The following is an 18168-nucleotide window of genomic DNA, read 5'->3' as shown; positions in this document are numbered from 1 at the left end:
TTGCAGTTCTATCAAGCAACCCACTAGCGTGAGGACATGGAGCGCAAGAGCTTCGCCGACATGCACTGCTCCGTCGCACAGTGCCTCGAGGTCATCGGCGAGTGGTGGACGATGCTGATCGTCCGGGACGCCTTCCTCGGCGTGACCCGCTTCGACGAGATCCAGCGGCGGCTCGGGATCTCCCGCAACGTGCTCAACCAGCGCCTCGCGGGGCTCGTCGAGGCAGGGGTGTTGACCCGGGTGCCCTACCAGGACCATCCGGTGCGGTACGACTACCGACTGACCGACAAGGGCCGCGCGCTGTGGCCCGTCCTGACCGCCATGCGGGAGTGGGGCGACCGGTACGCGGCACCCGACGGCCCGCCGCTGCAGTTGCGGCACACCGGCTGCGGGGAGATCATGCACACCGCCCTGACCTGCTCACAGTGCGGGGAGCCGGTCGGCCCGCGCGACCTACGGGCGGTCGCCGGCCCCGGCGACCACGACGGCATCATCGCCTCGACCCGCCACGGCACGACCGGTACCGAAACGGCGGCGAGCCAGGTCACCGACCGATAAGATCAGGAGCCAGGTCGCGTCGGCCGGAGGGTCCGGGCGCGAGGGTCACCGCAGCCCACAGGAGTGCATGCGTGCCCGACACGGATTTGTTGCTGGTGCGGCACGGCGAGGCACACTGCAACATCGCCTGGATTGCCGGTGGGGATATCGGCTGCACCGGCCTGACACCGCGCGGCCACACCCAGGCCGCGGACCTCGCCAGGGCCCTGCGGCCCCTGCACGACGACCGCCCCGTCGACGCCCTCTACGCGTCACCCCGGCTGCGGGTCCGGGAGACCGCGCAGGCCGTCAGCGACGAGCTCGCGCTGCCGGTGCTGATCGAGCCACGGCTGACGGGGCCCGATCACGGCGAGGCGGACGGCCGACCGTGGGCCGACATCATCGCCGAGTTCGGCGGGCATCCCTCCGACCGGCCCGAGGAGCCCTTCGCCCCGGGGTCGGAGAGCTGGAGCCAGTTCCTCATCCGGGCCGGCGGTTGCCTGCAGGAGATGATCAGCCGGCACGAGGGCCAGCGTGTCCTCGTCATCGCACACGGCGAGACGGTGGAGGCGGCCCATCGGCTCCACCTGGGCATCCCTTCAGGCGTGCGCATGCCTTTCGGTTTCTCCGTCGCCCACGCCTCGCTGACCTGGTGGTCCCTTCGGTGGTCCTCGGCCGGGGACACCAGATGGTCGCTCGTTCTGCACGGAGCTGTCAGCGGCTTCCACCTGATCCGTCCCAGCAGGGAGCTCCGCAGCTGAGCGCCGGTGGGTACTCGACCCTCGGCCAGGTCAGGGCACCCAGGGCTGGCCGACGGCGACGACCCGGCCCGCCTCGTCGAGCCGCAGCAGCATCAGGTTGGACGGTCGGTCGGCGACGAACGTCCGCAGGTCGGCGAGGGTGCCGTCCCGGTACATCTCGGGTTGCACGACCAGGGTGACCTTGACGGTCGATGCCACCGGGTACTGGCGCCGGCCCCCGTCCACCGGCTCGACGCGGTAACCGTCGAGGCACTCCTCCAGCTGGTTGGGCTGCGGTGTGCAGTGGATGTAGGCCAACCGGTCGAGAGTCAGCGTGGCACCACCGGCGGCGTCGGTGCCGGAGACAGCCGTCACGCTGCCGAAATCGTGCGCCGTACCGAAGCCGGGCAACGGCGGGTAGGCCGTGGTCGGCAATGGTGACGGCGGAAGAGCCTGCGGCGCCTGCGACGGCGACGGCGGCGGCGTTGGCGACGCCTCGCCGGTCGCGCTCGCGTCGGGCGCGTTCGACACCGTCGCGCGGGAGTCCGGCGCGCTTTCCCGATCGGATTCCCCGGAGCATCCCGCGAAGGCGACACACGCGACTACCGCCAGGCCAAGCCTGCTGGACAGAGCAATACCTCTGGACAGACCAAGAAATCCCCGACCACTCACAGTGACGACCCTAGCGACCACCACGGGATCGATGCCGGATCTGCGCGCCTTCTGTCCGCTTCTCGACAACACGCCGGCGCCCTGGCCGGTGTTCCCATGGCCTGGGCTCGGCTGGTTCCCCGCACCGCGCAGCGGCCGGACGGGGAACCAGTGGCTCTGCCGAGTGCCCGTGATCGCCGGTCAGGTACAGCGCTCCACCAGCTGCCGGGTGCTCGTCATCACCTCCGTGAGCAGGGCCGGTTCGTAGGTTCCGGCGTCCACCCGCAGCCGAAGGAAACCGACCGCGGTGGTGACCCGCTCCAGATCGCCGGCGTACTCCCCCGCGGCCCCGATCTGGTTGTAGAGCTTCTCCTGGGATGGGACGAGGTCACGGGCGAGCGTCGCGATCCCGTCCGCGGCGCCGGGCACCGACTGGGTGAGCCGCAGCGTCTCGATCAGGTCCGGGGCCAGGTCCCGGCAGACGCCGGCGGCGAACGCACCGGCCTCGGGCAACGGCGGTGGGCCGTCATCCGAGCAGGCCGTCGTTCCGGCGACGACGACGCCGAGAGCGAGGACGGCGGCGAGTAAGGATGCGTGGCGGCCGCGGTGGCCACCGCGCAGAATTGCGCTCATGTCGTCGCCGCCCGTCAGCTCGAGCCCGAGGTGGGCAGGCCGACATAGGGGAACCAGCCCCGGAAGCGCACATCGGGCCCGTCGACACCGTCACCGAGGCCGGTGACCGCGGCCGGCGGCTTCGGCAGCAGAGCACCTTCCACGGCCTGCAGCGAGATGTCGACGACGTCGTCACCGAGCCGGCGGCCGTTCGGGTAGCCGGCCGTGTCACCGCCGAGGACGCCAAGCCGGTTCGGCGTCGCGGTCGCCGGGATGGACATGTTCAGCCGCAGCTGTTCCGACGGTGCGATCTTCGCCCGGTCGACATCGGCGTTCAGCGCGTGAGCGTTCAGGTCGACCCCGAGGTTGTCCTTGCTGACACCGGTCAGGAAGACCGCGACCAGATCCTTGCGCGGCGTCGGTGGTGCGGGGATCTTGTAGATCGCCTGGATGAGCTTCGGCAGCTCGGGGTCGGTGACGAACTTCAGGAACTGGGCGTCGCGGGCCGGGGTGGAGGCGTTGAACCGGTCCTTCTGCCCCAGCGGCACGACCACCTCGTTGACCAGCGGCGCGCCGAGCCGCGAGACCTGCGACCAGCCACCGAAGGACAGCTGCTGGCCGGAGCCGTCGGTCGGCCCGTACAACGAGGCGCTGCGCCGCTCGGTGCTGCTCCACACCCCGATCACCGGGTTCCGCGCCGGGTCGCCCCTGAGCGCGAGCTCGGCCTTCGGCACCTGCAGCACGATCGAGTTCACGTTGAACCCGGCGAGGCTGTCCTGGCCGACCTCGGAGAGGTCGCCCCCGTACAGCAGGTCGAACACCCTCAGGTCCAGGAAGAACGGGTCGTCGGCCTGTCCGGCGAACGTCTTGCCGCCGCCCGGCAGCTGGGTGAGCGACGCCGTGCGCAGCGCGAGGTAGTCCGGCATCGACGCGTTGCCGACATACGACGGCGCGACCGGCACCTTGTCGGCGACCACCGTGGACTTCCCGCCGCTGATCCGTTCCAGCCGGTAGGTCTGGCGGAAGTTCAGGTCCGGGTCGTCGAGGGAGGTCACCGGCCCGGTGTTGTAGAGGAACGTGTTCTGGTTGCGGTAGCTGCTGGCGAAGGTCCAGCGGTAGGTGATGTCGGGCTTCGCGTCACCGTTGTTGTCGACGTTGATGTCGTACCGGGCATCGGTGGAGAACGGGTAGAAGTTCGGCCCGCCAGCCGGTTCCTGGAAGGGCAGCCAGTTGGCGACGAGCGTCACCGTGTTCGGGTCGTCGGGGCTGACGAAGGCGTAGGTGTCGGTGTTGTCGACCGCCGGGTCGCCGCTGATCAGCGGTGCCTCCCGGTGGCTCGACGCCTCGGCGGCGATCGGTGGGACCACCAGCGCGGCGGCCGTCGCGCCGACGACGAGCGCGGCCACGCCGACGACGCCACGGCGCCGCCGGAACAGCCGCGCCCGCCGCGGATGGCGGACGCCTGCGCCGGCGCGGGCAGCCTTCTGCCTGCTCATGCTTCCCCCTGGGGGATCGCGGGACCGGTCCTGAGCGCCGGTCCGATCAACGCCGGTGGTTCGGCGGTGGAGACCGCGCGGATCGTGTCGGCTACCCGACGTTTTTGGTCGCCGCCCGCACCGGTCCGCGGGCCTGACCGCGCCGAACCGCTGCCGGACGCCTGGCTGCACCGCCGGGCGCCTGGACGGCGGACGCGGACGCGGGGAGGACGGCCATGTGGTGGCGGCACGCAACAAGGGCTGCGAAAAGGGCGGGGCCGAGCAGGGCGTTGACGCTCACCGGCCTGGTCTGTGCGGTCGTCCTGACGGCGGGGGCCCTGACAGCGATCGGCGGGACGGCGGGCATACAGGCAGGCGAAGGCACCGGCTCCGCACCGCCGAAACCCCGAGCAGCCGGGGCACCCAGAACGGCCCGAGCGGTGACAGGTGCGCAGGACGCTTCCGTCGCACGCCTGCAGGACCGGCTGGGCCGGGTGCCCGGAGACTGGCCGGCCTGGGCCGAGCTCGGCCTCGCCTATGTCGAGCTGGCCCGACGCACCGCCGACCCGACGTCCTACCCCCGGGCCGAGAGCGCCTTCGCCCACTCGCTGGCACTGCGGCCCGAGGGCAACGACACCGCGCTCGCCGGGCGGGCCGCGCTCGCCGCCGCGCGTCACGACTTCCCCGGCGCGCTGCGTGCCGCGGACGCCGCCATTGCCGTCAATCCGTTCAACGCGACAGCTCACGGGGTGCGGTTCGACGCCCTCGTCGAGCTCGGGCGCTACCCCGAGGCCTGGCCGGCGGCACAGACCGCGGTCGATCTGCGTCCCGATGTGGCGTCGCTGGCCCGGGTCGCCTACGCGTACGAGCTGCGTGGGCAGCCGGAGCCCGCGGCCGAGACACTGCGGCGGGTCATCGCCGACGCGACATCCCCCGCCGACGCCGCGTTCGCCTACTTCCACCTCGGAGAGCTGTCCCGCAACCGCGGCGATCTCGACGGCGCGGCCGACGCCTACCGGCGCGGGCTCGTCCAGGACCCGTCGTCGGTGCAGCTGCTCGTCGGCCGTGCCCGGGTCGCCGCCGCTCGCGGTGAGATCGAGGCCGCGCTGGCCGACTACCGCGTCGCCACCACCCGCAGCCCGCAGCCGTGGATCGTCGCCGAGCACGGCGAGCTACTCGAAGCGGTCGGCCGGATGAACGAGGCGCGGCGCCAGTACGACCTGGTGCGCTCGACCGCGGCGCTGCTGCGCGCCCAGGGCGTCGAGGTGGACGTCGAGCTGGCCCTGTTCGAGGCCGACCACGGTGACCCGGCCACCGCGTGGGCGCCACCGGCCTCCAGCACCGCGCCCGACACGGGCCTCGGCGCGGAGCCGCGACGGGCCGGCGTGTTCGTCGACGACGCCCGCGGCTGGGTGCTGCACCGGCTCGGACGCGATGACGAGGCCCTGGCCAGCGCGGACTCGGCACTCGGACTCGGCCTGCGTCGCGCGCTGTTCCTCTATCACCGTGGCGTCGTGCGGGCGGCGCTCGGGCAGACCGACGCCGCGATCAGCGACCTGCGCACGGCGCTGGAGACCGACCCGCATTTCTCGCCGCTGCACGCGCCCCGGGCACGCACCCTGCTCACCTCCCTCGAAGGCGGCACCCGATGACCCGCACCGAGGCCCCGACCCGGACCTGGATCCCTCCCCGCCCCCATCCCCGCTCCTGGGCCCGGACCTGGACCTGGACTTGGCCGCGCCGGGCGGCCGCCCTCGCCACGGCCGTGGTCGCGCTGGTACTGGCGGGCGGCGGCGCCGCATCAGCGCATCCGCTGGGCAACTTCACGGTCAACAGCGCCAGTGTGCTGCGGGTCGGCGTCGAGACGGTCCACATCGACGTGATCGTCGACTTCGCCGAGATCCCGACCGCGCAGCTGCGGCCCGATGTGGACGCGCTGGGCCCCGCACGCTGGCAGGAGGCCGAATGCGCCCGGACGTCCAGGCAGACCAGGCTCGTGCTCGACAGCCGGGTCAGCCCGCTCGTCGGCACCGGCGGCTCGGTGACGTTCCCGCCCGGGTCCGGCGGGCTGGCGACGATGCGACTGGTCTGCCGGTACTCCGCCCAGACCGGTGGGCCGGTGAGCGCGGTCCAGTACCGGCTGGCCACCTACACCGACCGGATCGGGTGGCGGGAGACGGTCGCCGTCGGGGACGGCACGACACTGCTCGCCTCGGACGTACCCGACCGCTCGCCCACCGATCTGCTCACCCGATACCCGGACGATCCTCTGCGCGGGCCGTCGGACGTCACCAGCGCCACCCTGACCGTGCGTCCCGGCGGGCCCGCGGCAACGGACCCGCTGACAGGCCCCGCGGCCGGCGCCGGAACACCCGGAACCGGCACATCCGGAACCGGTGCGGCCGAACAGGCGCGGCGGGCACGGGGCGGGGACGGCCTCACCGGCTGGGTCGACGGCCTGGTCAGGCGGGATTCGCTCACCGTCGGGGTGGGCCTGCTCGCCCTGCTCGCCGCATTCGTGCTGGGCACCGCCCATGCGTTCGCCCCAGGGCATGGCAAGACGGTCATGGCGGCCCGGATCGTCGGAGGCTCGGTGACCGGGCGGCAGCTGGCCGCCACCGCGACGGCGGTGACGCTCACCCACACCTGCGGTGTGCTGATCCTCGCGATCGTGCTGTCAGCGTCAAGCGGCTTCGCTCCGGAGCGGATATACCCCTGGCTCGGCGTCGCGAGCGGCCTGCTGATAGCCGGGATCGGCGCGAGCCTGCTGCGATCGAGACTCGCCGGCGCATCCGGGCTGCTCAGCCCGTCGGTGGCCGGCCTGGACCACCAGGCCCTGGTCCCCGATCACACCCACCATCGCCACAGCCACAGCGATGCAAACGCGCACGCGCACGCGCACCCGCACGGGCACGGGCACGGGCACGGGGGGCGCTGGCATGCGCATCCACATCCGGCGGCCGACGGGTCACAGCTGCGGAGCCTGCTCGCCGCCGGATTCGCCGGCGGGATGGTGCCGACACCGTCGGCGATCGTCGTACTGCTCGGCGCGGTCGCGCTGGGACGGGCGTGGTTCGGGCTTCTGCTCGTCCTCGCCTACGGCGCGGGCATGGCGCTGACCCTGATCGGGGCGGGTTTCCTGCTCGACCGCACGCTCGTCCCCCTGCTGCACCGGGTGCGCGCCGCGGCTCCGGGGCTTACCGCGGGCCTGTACTGGGCGCCGGTGGCGAGCGCGGCGCTGATCGTCGTCGTCGGCGCGACGGTGGCCCTGCGCGCCGGCGTCCAGGTCATCTCGTGAGCAGGCGTCCGGGTCATCTCGTGAGCAGAGGGTACGGCGAGCGACGAGACCGGGCGAGCGGGACCGGATGATGCGGAGTGTGTGCGCTACCATGCCCATCGTGCACAGCCCGGACAGGGCGGCCGACCGGCCGCACAGGGGTTCGGCGCCCACGCCCACTCCCCATCCCGACCGCGACATCGTCGACCTGCACGGTCGGGTCGTCTCCGGTGATCCGGCCGCGCTCGCCGAAGTGCATCAGCGGTATGCCCACTACCTGCTGGCGGTCGCCGTGCGGGTGACCGGTGACGCCGACGCCGCCCGAGACGTCCTGCAGGAGGTGCTGGTCACCTTCTGGCAGCATCCGCTCCGGTTCGATCCAAACCGGGGTGAGCTGCGCACCTGGCTCGCTGTGCTGGCACACCGGCGGGCCGTCGACTGGGTGCGCCGGGAGTCCTCTCGGCGCACCACCGAACGGGTCGCCCGTGGCCTCGTCCAGCACGTCGACGAGGCCGCGCCCGGCGACGACCTGCTCGCTCGCGAGGACTCGGACGCGGTGCGGGCCGCCGTGGCCGCGCTGCCACCGAAACAGCGCGAGGTCGTGGAGCTGGCGTACTACACAGAGCTGACCTACCGTGACATCGCGACCAAACTCGCGATCCCCGAGGGGACCGCGAAGTCGCGGATGCGCGCCGCTCTCGCCACCCTCGCCCGTACCCTCGCCCACCAGGGAGTCGCGCCGTGACGATCGAACCGCCGGTCGCGCGGACGTCCGGCACCTGTGTGGGCGACCTGTTGGGCGCCTACCTGCTGGGCAGCTGCACCCCGGCCGAGGCCGACGCCGTCGAGAAGCACCTCGGCAGCTGCGCGGCCTGCTCCACCGACGCCGCGGCCCTCCTCCCGGGAGCCCCACAGGCCCCGGTACGGCAGGCCCCGGTACGGCAGGCCCCGGTACGGCAGGCCCCGGTGCGACAGACCCCGGCACCGCGGGCCCCGGTGCTACCCGGCACGTCGGAGGGCAACCTCACCCCGCCGGCCGACGGCCCCGGCTCGCTCGCCGCCATCCTCACCGCGGCGCTCGCGGTCCGCCCGGCCGCGCCCGGGGCCCGCCAGGCGGCGCCGGGTGCGCGTATGCCGGGAGCGGCCTCGACAGAGCCAGGGCACCGGCCGGCCCTGGCAGGCGCCGCGGGCGTCCCCTGCTATGGCAACCGGGTCGGCGCGCTGGACCGGCTGCTGATCGAGCTCGAGGCGAAGCACTGGCACCTGCCCGCCGCGTCCGGCTGGTCGGTCCGTGAGCTCGTCCTGCACCTCCACGCCGTCGACGGCCTGCTGCTCGCCGCCCTCATCCCCCCTGGCGCCCGACCCGCCCCCACCGGGGCACCCGACGGCGCCGGTGGCAGGGACGAACACGCGGAGGACGGAAACACGGAGGACGTGGAGGGAGACGCCCTGACCCGGACCGGCGTCGTCCTGGACGCCGCCCGGGACTGGCCGGTCGAGGCAGTGCGGCAACGCTGGTACGAGCAGGCGGAACAGCTCTGCGCAGCCACCGAACGGGCCGAACGGAGCCAGGCACCCCTCACCGTGACGGTGGATGGCTGGACGGCCGCGCCCGGCGATCATCTGACGTCCCGCGCGTTCGAGACGTGGATCCACACGCGGGACATCGCCACGGCTGCGGGAATCACGGTGCCGAACCCCGGCGCGGACGACCTGCACGCGATGGCCGATCTCGCCCTGCGTCTGCTGTCCGTGCCCTGGGCAGCCTCGGCAGCCGCAGCGACCGCGGCCCCGCCGGAAGGGACGCTCACGGTGACGTTGACGGGGCCGGGCGGCGGCACCTGGTCACTCGGGCCGGACGGCGCGCAGGTACACCAGGCCCGGTCCGATCCGCGCGCGGTACCAGCCGATCCGCGCCCGGCCTCGGGCACCCTGACCGTCGAGATCGTCGAGTTCTGCCTGCTCGTCGGCGACCGCAGGCCCGCGAGCGCGATCACCGCCCGGGTCGGGGGCGACGAGCGACTCGCCGCCGGCCTGCTCGCGCTGGCTCCCAGCCTCGCCCGCCCCTGATCCGGGCCGGCTCCCCATCTGGGGCCGCCACCCCGATCTGGGACGCCACCCTGATCCGGGAGGCCTCCGATCCGAGGACCGTTCCCGAACGGGACGGCTCGGGTCAGCCGGCGGCGGTCACCGGGTGTACAGGGCCGGTGCCGCCGGCGAAACCGCTGAGGTTGGCCATCGTCACCTCGGCGATGCGGGTGAGCGCGTCCACGGTGAAGAAGCCCTGATGGCCGGTCACCAGAACGTTCGGAAAGGTGAGCAGCCGTGCGAACACGTCGTCGTCGAACGCTCCGTGCTCGGAGCGATCCTCGAAGAAAAGCGCGCTCTCTTCTTCGTAGACATCGATGCCGAGTGCACCGATCCGGCCCTTCTTGAGGGCGGCGATGACCGCGGCGGTGTCGAGCAGCGCGCCGCGACTGGTGTTGATCACCATGACGCCCTGTTTCGTCCGCGCGAGCGCCGCGGAGTCCAGGAGGTGGTGGGTGTCCTGGGTGAGCGGGCAGTGCAGCGAGATGATGTCCGCGTCGGCCAGCAGCCGGTCGAGGTCGACGTACTCGGCTCCCAGCTCGGCGCAGACCGGGTTCACGCGGATGTCGTGCGCGAGCACGCGGCACCCGAAGCCGGTCATGATGCGGGTGAAGACCGTGCCGATCTCGCCGGTGCCGACCACGCCGACGGTGCGTCCGTGCAGGTCGAAGCCGAGCAGGCCGGTCAGCGCGAAGTTGTATTCCCGGACCCGGTTGTAGGCCCGGCACAGGTGCCGGTTCAGGGCCAGGATGAGCGCGACCGCGTGTTCCGCCACCGCGTGCGGGCTGTAGGCGGGAACCCGCGCGACGGCGACACCGACCTCCCCGGCGTGGGCGAGGTCCACGTTGTCGTAGCCGGCCGACCGCAGCACGACCAGCCGGACCCCGCCCGCGGCCAGCGCGTCGAGCACCGGTGCCGAGACGTCGTCCTCGACGAACACGCAGACCGCGTCGAACCCCCGGGCGAGGCCGGCCGTCCGCGCGGTGAGGCGGTGTTCGAGGAAGTCCAGATCGACGCCCACCGGCCGGGCCGCGCCGAGGAAACGACGGTCGTAGTCCTTGGCCGAGAAAACCGCCACCCGCACCTGGCATCCCGCCTTCGTCCACCCGCCGCCACGGCTTCCTCCGTCCGCAGCGAACCCTAGTCCAGGCGGGTTCGGGACGACTCGACGGCGGTGGCTGCGCGGCGGGTGGCGACCCGGTGACGGGTCGGCGAACGGTCCGTGAGCAGGTCAGTGGGCGGTTGGTGCCGGGTCGGCGGGCGATCCGTGGCGGGTCAGTAGATGAACTGCTTGCCGCCCTTCATCACGAACGGCACCCGGCGCAGCACGTTGATGTCCTCCAGCGGGTTGCCCGCCACGCCGATGATGTCCGCGAGCAGGCCCTCGGCCAGGCGCCCGCGGTCGGTGACGTCGATCAGGTCCGCGCCCACGATCGTCGCCGCCTGGATCGCCTGCAGCGGGGTCATCCCGCGGTCGACCAGGGCGACCAGCTCCAGGGCGTTCTTCCCGTGCGGGATCGCCGGCGCGTCACTGCCGACCGCGATCTTCACCCCGGCCTCGATCGCGTTGCGGATCGAGATCTTGGCCTTCGGGAAGATCAGCGCCGCCTTGGCCTGGATCTCCGGCTCCGAGCTGCGCAGCACCGGCATGTCGTCGATCAGGGCCTGCGTCGCGACGACCCAGGTGCCCTCCTTGACCAGGAGGTTGATCGTGTCGTCGTCGATCATGAAGGCGTGCTCGATGCAGTCGACGCCGCATTCGACCATCTGGCGGACGGCCACCGAGCCGTGGGTGTGCGCCGCGACCCGCAGCCCGCGCCGGTGCGCCTCGTCGGTGATCGCCCGCACCTCCTCGTCGGAGTAGTGCCGGGCGCCGGACGGGCCCGTGTGGGACATCGCCCCGCCGGAACCGCACATCTTGATGACCTCGGCGCCGTGCTTGATCTGGTGGCGGACGGCCTTGCGGACCTCCTCCACCCCGTTCGCCAGGCCCTCCTCGACACTCAGCTGCAGCACGTGCGGGGCGAACTTGCCGAACATCGTCGGGTCGAGGTGGCCGCCGGTCGGCGTAATGGCGTGGCCGGCGGGGACGATGCGCGGGCCGTCGATCCAGCCGACGTCGATCGCGTTCTTCAGCGCGACGTCGAGCAGATAGCCGCCGGTCTTGCAGAACAGGCCCAGGTTGCGAACGGTGGTGAAACCGGCCCGCAGGGTGCGCCGGGCATTCTGGGTGGCCCGCATCATCCGGGTCGGCGGGTCGTCCCGGGTCTGGCTGGTGAGGTGGTGCTCACCGGGCCCGCCCATCAGCAGGTTGAGCTCCATGTCCATCAGACCGGGCAGCAGGGTCAGGTCACCGAGGTCCAGGACCTCGCCCTCCGGCTTGCCGCCGAGGCCGACGATCCGCTCGCCCTCGATCTTCACGATCCCGGGCCGGATGATCTCCCCGGTGTCGACATCGAGCAGGCCAGCGGCCTTGAGCGTCAACATCGCGTCCTCCTCGTCGCAGTGCCTCGTCGTCGCGGTGCTGCCTCGTCGCAGCGCCGTCGCGCCTCGTCGCCGGCCGACCCCGCGGCCGCACCACAGCGCCACCGCCAGCAGAAACCAGGTTCTCAGCTTGAGAGCATCAGATTTTCACACCTTGGCACCGGACGAAAGTCCTACCTCGGCGGGGCGCCCGGCTACCCGGGCAGAAGCGCCGCCCGAGCGCCCCGCCGCCAGCGGTCATCGGGTCACCCGGGCCCGGGCCCGGCCCCGGCCCCGTCACCGGGTCACCGGACCTCCGGGCCTCCGGCGGTACTGCCCGGTCCGCGGCGAGTCAGGGCTTGGTGAAGTCCATCCGCAGGCGGGTCAGCTTCTGCGACCTGATCCGCCAGGCTCCGTCGGCCTTCTCGTACGTCTCGTGGTAGTGCCCGAAGCCGATCAGCTCGGAGCCGTCCGGGAAGCGGATGCGGTCCTCCATCGCCCAGATGCCGGTCGCCGTGGACGGCGCGGTCACCGCGATCTCCGGGGTGTGGCAGTGGTGCACGGTCACGCTCTCCGACAGCGCCGGCCGCAGGAACTCCAGGAACGCGTCGGCACCGGTGATGACTTCACCGCCGGAGTCGGTCGAGTCCAGCACCGCGTCGTCGGTGAACAGCGCGCGGAACTCGTCCCAGCTCTTCGTGTCGAGTAAGCGGCAGTACCGGGCCTTGAGCTGCCTGATCTCCTCGATGTCACTCATGCGGAGCCTCCTTGATCGTCTGACCGGACTGTCTGACCGCCGCGACCCGGCCGGAGCACCCGAGACCGGCCGCGGCCCAGCGCCCGAGCAGAATCCCGCATCGCCGGAACAGGCGCACGGAATCACTCACCCGCGGCCGCGGTGGGAGAGACCACCGCGGCCGCGATCTCCTCGGCATGCGGTTTGGTCTCGTCGCCTGCCTGCGGTCAGACCGCGCTGCGACCACCGTCCGCGTTGAGGATGACGCCGTGCAGAAAACTGGCCTCGTCGCTGGCGATGTAGGCGACGGCGCGCGCGATTTCCGTGGCGTCGGCAACGCGACGCGCCGGAGCCTGAGATGCAAGGCTTTCCAGCGCTCGCACGCCGTACTGTTCCTGCGTTCCTTCGGTGTACGTCGGACCCGGAGCGACAGAGTTGACGCGTACACCGCGGGGTCCGTACTCGGCCGCCCAGCACCTGGTCAGCGCGTTGAGTGCAGCCTTACTGGAGGCATAAACGGACGAGCCAGCGGTGCCGAATCCGGCGACCATCGTCGAGATGTTCACAACCACACCGCTCCCACGCTCCACCATTGCCGGCACCAGAGCGCCAACCATGAACAGGTCCAGCGGTGCCAGGCTGGATCATGTCCTTGACCGGTGGATCCGCTCGCTCCCCGGCCAGCTCCGGCGAGGGGGACTGGCTTGCGCAGGGAACCCGATGGACGACAGCCACGGTCGAGGACTGTAATCCCAACGAGCATCCGTAATCCCAACGAGCATCCGCAGGTCGTGCCATGGATGCTCGTTGGCTGTGGTGAGCGGGTCCGGGAGGGGTTGTGCGGGTACTGCTGGTGGAGGACGACGCGCCGCTCGCCGACGCTGTCGCCCGTGGTCTGCGGCGGGAGCGGTTCGCGGTCGACGTGGTCCATGACGGCGAGGGCGCGCTCGATCGGCTCGGGGTCGTCGACTACGAGATCGTGGTCCTCGACCGCAACCTCCCCGGTCTGCCGGGCGACGCCGTGTGCGAACGGATCGTCGGTGAGCGGCGGCCGGCGCGCATCCTCATGCTGACAGCGTCGGACGACGTCTCCGAGCGGGTCGAAGGCCTCATGCTCGGGGCGGATGACTATCTCCCGAAGCCGTTCGACATGCGGGAGCTGGTGGCACGGATCCGGGCACTCGGCCGACGCGCCCACCGTGCCGCACCACCGGTGCTGCGATGGCGGGACATCACCCTGGACTCCGCCCGGCGAACAGCTCTGCGCGCGGACCGCGACCTGCGGCTGACAAACCGCGAGTTCGCACTTCTCGAGACGCTGATGCTCGCCGACGGCGCCGTGCTCAGCGCGGAACAGCTGATGGAGAGCGTGTGGGACGACCGGCTCGACGCGTTCAGCAACGCGGTTCGCGTCACCGTCCTGACCCTGCGCCGCAAACTCGGGGATCCGCCCGTCATCATGACCATTCCGGCGGCGGGGTACCGCCTCTCATGACGTTCAGAATCCGTATCACCGTCATGATCTCGATCGCGCTGGTCGTCGCCGGCTCCTTCACGCTGGTGGTCAACACGATCGTGCTGAGAAACGTCAGGTATCCGTCGGTGTACTCGTTCAACGGTTCCCTGCTGGAAGAGCTGAACATATCGCGGCCCACAGTGGTCGAGTACATTCGCCAGCATCCGGAGGACCTTTTCGCCTCGCGGTTCGACGAACAGCCCCTCCCGGATGGCCGGACCGTCGGTGAGGTGGGCCGCGCGATCCAGCAGCGCCCGCTCGACGAGGCACTCGCGAGCGCGCGGCGCTGGTCGTTCGTGGGCCTGCTGGTGGTGCTCGTGGGCGCGGTGGGGGCGGCCTGGGCGCTGGCCGGCGGCATCCTTCGGCCGATACGGAAGATGACCGCCCGCGCCCGGTCGGCATCCGCATCCGACCTCGGGGACAGGGTGGCCGCCATCGGTCCGAACGACGAGATCAAGGAGCTGGCCGACACCTTCGACGCCATGCTCGACCGACTCGCGGTCGCGTTCGACGCGCAACGCCGGTTCGCCGCCCAGGTCGCCCATGAGCTGCGCACACCGCTGTCCACCACCCGGACCGAGATCGCGATGCTGCTCGACGGCACGGCCGATCGCGACGTCACCGCCCGGCTGCGGGCCGTCTCCGACGCCGTCGACCGCGGCGAACGGCTCGTGTCACGGCTGCTCGTGCTCTCCCGCACCGACCCGCAGGCGCTGGAGACGTCACGGTTCGCGCTCGACGAGCTGGTCGGCAACGTCCTGGGGCGGGTCGTGGAGGGGCCGGCCTTCTCCCGGCTGCGCCTGGACGTCGACCTGCACAGCGCGGACGTCGAATGCGACCGTGCGCTGCTGGAAAGCCTCGTGCGCAACCTGCTCGACAACAGCGCGCGACACAACCGGCCCGACGGCTGGGTCCGGGTCAGCGTCGGCACAGCGCGTGGCGAACAGTCCACGGACCCTGGCATCGGCGCCGCCGCCCCCGACACTGCCACTGCCACCGGCACCGCCACTGCCACCGGCACCGGCACCGGCACCGGCGGCACCGACTCCGCCGTCGCGTGCCTTCGCATCGCCAACTCGGTCGCCGAACCCGCCCAAGACGCCGAACCCGCCCAAGACGCCGAGCTCACCCAGGCCGCCGAACCCACCCTGGACGGCGGAAGCACCCCGGCTGCCCTACCCGCCGTGGAGCCGGCTGCCCTGCCCGGGCCGGCGGGTACGGGGCTGTCCATCGTCAACGCGGTCCTGCAGGCACACGGCGGAACCATCACCTGGAGCCGCGGCCCCGGCGAGGTGACGGCCCTCGTCCGGCTCCCGTCCGCCACCAGCGCCCGGCCGGCCGCCCTCGCGATGGCCGGCCACGGGGCGAGCGGCGAGCTGGCGAGCTAATGCCCAGCTAACGCGGCGCTCGGTAGGTTTCCGCCGATTCCGTCCAGTAGTCCTGCCCGATCGGCTGGAGGACGGCGGGGGCCGTACCACTCGCGTTGGCGACATCGGAGTCCGTGGGCCGTCCCCGCCGTGATTCCCCGGGTGCGCAGGGCGTTTTCTCCAAGGAGCGCGCCGATGCAGAAAACGATGTCCTTATCACCGGGACCACGAAGGCGATGGTCGCGGTGGTTACCGCTGGGGCTGGCCGCGGTCCTGCTCGCCGTTCCGGCCTGTTCGGACTCGAAGCCGCACGAGCCGGAAAAGCCGGCCGGCACCGAGAACGCGACCGGCGGGATTCCCGCGCCGCCCAGGGCCGAACCGATTTCCGTGCGCGAGCTGCCGCTGCCACCGGTCGCGCCCAGCGATGATCCGGGCGCCTGCACCGCAGCCGTGAACCCGCATCACACGGGCTGCCTCGCCGAACGCGGCGGCTTCCAGTCCGGTGGCTATCTACCGGACGGGAAGAACGTCACCGCCCGGGTCACCTTCGCCGGCGCGCCCGCCGCGCCCGATCCAGCGAGCGTCTACAGCGGCAGCCAGCTGATCATCGTGCGGACGGACGGGAAGACCTTCGCGGGCGGTGACGCCTGGAAATGCCTCACCTGCGGGGTGCCGGCGGCGAACACGGTGAGCACCAACCAGGCGATGGACTACCCGCAGCCGTTCCGCGACGGAAAGCGCGTGCTGTTCGGCACCAACATCCTCGACTGCGGGGACCATCCGCTCGCCGACGAGGGGTGCACCCCGGCCGAGACCCACGTCTACCCGATCCGGTGGGAGAACACCGCGGACGGCTCCGGCAAGGGCGGCAGCCTGCGCGAGCTGCGCATCCACCCGGACGACGTCCACCTCGGGTTCAGCAGCTTCACGATCGGCAACGGCCGGTTCGGCCAGTTCGCCTACCTGGGGCGGCTGGAGTTCGACCCGGCCCCGACGACCGGCACACCGCTGGCACCGCGCTACGACGTCGTCAACGTGACCCGGCTTTTCGACCCGACCGACACGCAGCCGATGTCCGTCGACGCGTCGGACCCCGCCACGCTGGTCTACGACCGCGACGCGCTGTCCGTCGGCGAGCTGCGCGGTTTCAGCGCCGACGGGAAGGAGGTCACCTACATCGGGTATCCCGAGGAGTCGTCCAACATCGACGTGTTCGCCGCCGACCTGACCACGGGCAAGGTCCGCCGGCTGACCTCGAACCCGGAGTACGTCGACCCGATCGACCTCTCCCCCGACGGCAACTGGACTGTCGCGATGGACACCCGCGGCTCCGACCGCCAGATGTTCCTGGCGGCCATGCGGGACGTCCCACCGATCACCGACATGGTCACCACCAGCGCGACCTCGTCGACCCGCAACAACGGGATGCGACGGTTCTTCCAGCCGATCCTCATCGACCGCTACGGCGACCGCGGCGACTACCAGGGCCAGCGGGTCAACGCCGCGGGTGACGGCAGCCCGGGCAGCGTCAACGACCCGAACTGGAACGGCATGGCCGACCCGAGGTGGTCACCTGACGGCACGGCCATCGTCTACTGGCAGGCGTTGGCCACCTCCCCCGCCTGTGGGGGTGCGAACCCGCTGCCGTGCGAGACGTCCACCGCTCAGGGCGGCCGCACGTACCGGATGATGATCGCCGAGCTGACCAGCCGCAAGCCCGCGCCGGCACCGAAGGTGGCGCTGATCTCGGACGACGTCCCGTGGGGCGTGAAGTACGTCCCGGGCAGCGCGATCCCGAGCCGGCCGCACGTTCCGGCGGGCACCTACACCGTCACCGGGGCCAGGGGCGGCTCGGCGAAGGTCGAGGTCACCGAGAGCTCCGACAAGGTCGCGGTCGAGACCGTCGCCGTGACCTACACCGACTTCACCGACGACGGTGTCAGCACCCTCAACGGCACCGAGAAGGTGACGGTGACCGTGCCGGCGCTGACGACGTCGAAGGTCGACTGGTTCTCCGACCTGACCCAGACCGTCCGGGCGAAGGACGGGACCGCGACGACGAACACGAAGAAGAGCAGCCCGGACGGGTTCCACCTGACGATCGACGTCCTGACCAACATCTTCGAGGCGACCGGCACCCTGACCAGCACCATCGACGGCAAGGCCTACCGGCAGCCGATGAACCACACGTAGCGGCGGCCCCACCACGAGGCGCGGCGGGCCTCTCCCCCACACCGTCGCGCCGGTGGGCGGCCGGTACACCACGGCACCGGCGCGCCGCCGGCCGGGTCACCGCCCGCGGCGCGGGCGCGCGCTGGCCCGCGAACGGTGGCCGGCCGGGTGGTGGCCGGGTCCTCCGGCGCCATCGAGGCCTGATTCCCCGGCCACGGGCAGGCCGCGCCCCGTGCCCTGACCGCGGGGTCGATCGAGACGAGGCACGTTCTGGGCCCGACGCCTCGAGATCGAGCCGCCATACTGAACCTGACCGACGGCGACGGCACCGGCCCGGCAGGCGTCGCGCTCGCATACGATCTACCGGGCGAGCCGTCGGTCGGAGCGGGCTGGTCGCGTGCTCCGGAACAGACGGCCGACGGCTCCTCGACGCCGCCACCGCGGGGGCTGACGACAGCCGGTCCGGGGCCATCGGTCTCGCGCTGAGGACCCCTCCCCGCACCCGCACCCGCACGCTGGATTTTCCTTTCGCCA

General features: G+C 71.9%; 16 protein-coding genes. 9 read left to right on the top strand and 7 right to left on the bottom strand.

Translation table 11 applies throughout. The annotated features are described in order from the left end of the window. Positions 1–36: 36 nt before the first annotated feature. Together FREUN1FDRAFT_RS02375 and FREUN1FDRAFT_RS02370 are read left to right on the top strand one after the other, a co-directional pair. Positions 37–558 (top strand): helix-turn-helix domain-containing protein, encoded by a 522-nt coding sequence (locus FREUN1FDRAFT_RS02375; protein ID WP_006538336.1) that lies wholly within the window; start codon positions 37–39, stop codon positions 556–558. Positions 559–629: 71 nt separating this feature from the next. Continuing rightward, positions 630–1298 carry a histidine phosphatase family protein gene (locus FREUN1FDRAFT_RS02370; protein WP_006538335.1) on the top strand — a complete coding sequence of 223 codons (669 nt, stop codon included), beginning with the start codon at positions 630–632 and terminating at the stop codon, positions 1296–1298. 30 nt (positions 1299–1328) lie between these two features. Here FREUN1FDRAFT_RS02370 and FREUN1FDRAFT_RS02365 read toward each other — a convergent pair whose 3' ends face one another. The 3 genes from FREUN1FDRAFT_RS02365 to FREUN1FDRAFT_RS02355 all read right to left on the bottom strand — a co-directional run bounded on the left by FREUN1FDRAFT_RS02365 (position 1329) and on the right by FREUN1FDRAFT_RS02355 (position 4036). Continuing rightward, positions 1329–1808, bottom strand: coding sequence for a hypothetical protein (locus FREUN1FDRAFT_RS02365; RefSeq protein ID WP_232295008.1), 480 nt, complete (start codon positions 1806–1808; stop codon positions 1329–1331). A 321-nt stretch (positions 1809–2129) separates the two neighbouring features. Continuing rightward, positions 2130–2561 (bottom strand): hypothetical protein, encoded by a 432-nt coding sequence (locus tag FREUN1FDRAFT_RS02360; protein ID WP_006538333.1) that lies wholly within the window; start codon positions 2559–2561, stop codon positions 2130–2132. A 14-nt stretch (positions 2562–2575) separates the two neighbouring features. After that, on the bottom strand, positions 2576–4036 hold the full coding sequence (locus FREUN1FDRAFT_RS02355; RefSeq protein ID WP_006538332.1) for a DUF4331 domain-containing protein: 1461 nt from the start codon (positions 4034–4036) through the stop codon (positions 2576–2578). A gap of 419 nt (positions 4037–4455) precedes the next feature. Here FREUN1FDRAFT_RS02355 and FREUN1FDRAFT_RS02350 point away from each other — a divergent pair, with 419 nt between their 5' ends. The 4 genes from FREUN1FDRAFT_RS02350 (at position 4456) to FREUN1FDRAFT_RS02335 (ending at position 9362) form a co-directional block, all read left to right on the top strand. Beyond that, entirely contained in the window at positions 4456–5667 is a 1212-nt protein-coding gene (locus FREUN1FDRAFT_RS02350; protein ID WP_232295007.1) for a tetratricopeptide repeat protein, read from the top strand. Beyond that, positions 5664–7313, top strand: a complete 1650-nt coding sequence (locus FREUN1FDRAFT_RS02345) for a nickel/cobalt transporter (RefSeq protein ID WP_006538330.1) — start codon at positions 5664–5666, stop codon at positions 7311–7313. The genes FREUN1FDRAFT_RS02350 and FREUN1FDRAFT_RS02345 overlap by 4 nt, the downstream gene beginning before the upstream one ends. A 91-nt stretch (positions 7314–7404) precedes the next feature. Further along, positions 7405–8037: an RNA polymerase sigma factor gene (locus FREUN1FDRAFT_RS02340; RefSeq protein ID WP_157474210.1), complete on the top strand. Its 633-nt coding sequence runs from the start codon at positions 7405–7407 to the stop codon at positions 8035–8037. Further along, a complete protein-coding gene (locus FREUN1FDRAFT_RS02335; RefSeq protein WP_006538328.1) occupies positions 8034–9362 on the top strand; it encodes a maleylpyruvate isomerase N-terminal domain-containing protein in 1329 nt (442 codons plus the stop codon). Before FREUN1FDRAFT_RS02340 ends, FREUN1FDRAFT_RS02335 begins: the two co-directional genes overlap by 4 nt. A 103-nt stretch (positions 9363–9465) precedes the next feature. Here FREUN1FDRAFT_RS02335 and FREUN1FDRAFT_RS02330 read toward each other — a convergent pair whose 3' ends face one another. The 4 genes from FREUN1FDRAFT_RS02330 to FREUN1FDRAFT_RS02315 all read right to left on the bottom strand — a co-directional run bounded on the left by FREUN1FDRAFT_RS02330 (position 9466) and on the right by FREUN1FDRAFT_RS02315 (position 13196). Further along, a complete protein-coding gene (locus tag FREUN1FDRAFT_RS02330) occupies positions 9466–10464 on the bottom strand; it encodes a 2-hydroxyacid dehydrogenase (protein WP_006538327.1) in 999 nt (332 codons plus the stop codon). A gap of 191 nt (positions 10465–10655) precedes the next feature. After that, positions 10656–11867, bottom strand: coding sequence for an amidohydrolase family protein (locus tag FREUN1FDRAFT_RS02325; protein ID WP_006538326.1), 1212 nt, complete (start codon positions 11865–11867; stop codon positions 10656–10658). A 328-nt stretch (positions 11868–12195) separates the two neighbouring features. Beyond that, positions 12196–12600, bottom strand: coding sequence for a nuclear transport factor 2 family protein (locus FREUN1FDRAFT_RS02320; RefSeq protein ID WP_006538325.1), 405 nt, complete (start codon positions 12598–12600; stop codon positions 12196–12198). A gap of 206 nt (positions 12601–12806) precedes the next feature. Next, complete coding sequence (locus FREUN1FDRAFT_RS02315; protein WP_006538324.1) at positions 12807–13196, bottom strand: SDR family NAD(P)-dependent oxidoreductase; 390 nt, start codon at positions 13194–13196, stop codon at positions 12807–12809. Positions 13197–13417: 221 nt separating this feature from the next. Here FREUN1FDRAFT_RS02315 and FREUN1FDRAFT_RS02310 point away from each other — a divergent pair, with 221 nt between their 5' ends. The 3 genes from FREUN1FDRAFT_RS02310 (at position 13418) to FREUN1FDRAFT_RS02300 (ending at position 17655) form a co-directional block, all read left to right on the top strand. After that, positions 13418–14074, top strand: coding sequence for a response regulator transcription factor (locus FREUN1FDRAFT_RS02310; protein WP_006538323.1), 657 nt, complete (start codon positions 13418–13420; stop codon positions 14072–14074). Continuing rightward, positions 14071–15483 carry a HAMP domain-containing sensor histidine kinase gene (locus tag FREUN1FDRAFT_RS39400; protein WP_006538322.1) on the top strand — a complete coding sequence of 471 codons (1413 nt, stop codon included), beginning with the start codon at positions 14071–14073 and terminating at the stop codon, positions 15481–15483. The genes FREUN1FDRAFT_RS02310 and FREUN1FDRAFT_RS39400 overlap by 4 nt, the downstream gene beginning before the upstream one ends. Positions 15484–15657: 174 nt before the next feature. Then, the gene (locus tag FREUN1FDRAFT_RS02300; protein ID WP_006538321.1) at positions 15658–17655 is read left to right on the top strand and encodes a hypothetical protein; all 1998 of its coding nucleotides are present in this window, start codon (positions 15658–15660) and stop codon (positions 17653–17655) included. The last annotated feature ends 513 nt before the right edge of the window (positions 17656–18168 follow it).

This window comes from Parafrankia sp. EUN1f, assembly GCF_000177675.1.
In the GTDB taxonomy this organism is placed as follows: domain Bacteria; phylum Actinomycetota; class Actinomycetes; order Frankiales; family Frankiaceae; genus Parafrankia.
Note: the sequence above shows the minus strand (reverse complement) of the source record. Positions and strands in the feature narration are given on the sequence as shown.

Coding starts and splice junctions, on each gene's coding strand:
- FREUN1FDRAFT_RS02375 (WP_006538336.1), top strand. CDS start 37: ATGGAGCGCAAGAGCTTCGCCGACATGCACTGCTCCGTCGCACAGTGC.
- FREUN1FDRAFT_RS02360 (WP_006538333.1), bottom strand. CDS start 2,561: ATGAGCGCAATTCTGCGCGGTGGCCACCGCGGCCGCCACGCATCCTTA.
- FREUN1FDRAFT_RS02355 (WP_006538332.1), bottom strand. CDS start 4,036: ATGAGCAGGCAGAAGGCTGCCCGCGCCGGCGCAGGCGTCCGCCATCCG.
- FREUN1FDRAFT_RS02345 (WP_006538330.1), top strand. CDS start 5,664: ATGACCCGCACCGAGGCCCCGACCCGGACCTGGATCCCTCCCCGCCCC.
- FREUN1FDRAFT_RS02340 (WP_157474210.1), top strand. CDS start 7,405: ATGCCCATCGTGCACAGCCCGGACAGGGCGGCCGACCGGCCGCACAGG.
- FREUN1FDRAFT_RS02325 (WP_006538326.1), bottom strand. CDS start 11,867: ATGTTGACGCTCAAGGCCGCTGGCCTGCTCGATGTCGACACCGGGGAG.
- FREUN1FDRAFT_RS02320 (WP_006538325.1), bottom strand. CDS start 12,600: ATGAGTGACATCGAGGAGATCAGGCAGCTCAAGGCCCGGTACTGCCGC.
- FREUN1FDRAFT_RS02315 (WP_006538324.1), bottom strand. CDS start 13,196: ATGGTTGGCGCTCTGGTGCCGGCAATGGTGGAGCGTGGGAGCGGTGTG.
- FREUN1FDRAFT_RS39400 (WP_006538322.1), top strand. CDS start 14,071: ATGACGTTCAGAATCCGTATCACCGTCATGATCTCGATCGCGCTGGTC.
- FREUN1FDRAFT_RS02300 (WP_006538321.1), top strand. CDS start 15,658: ATGCAGAAAACGATGTCCTTATCACCGGGACCACGAAGGCGATGGTCG.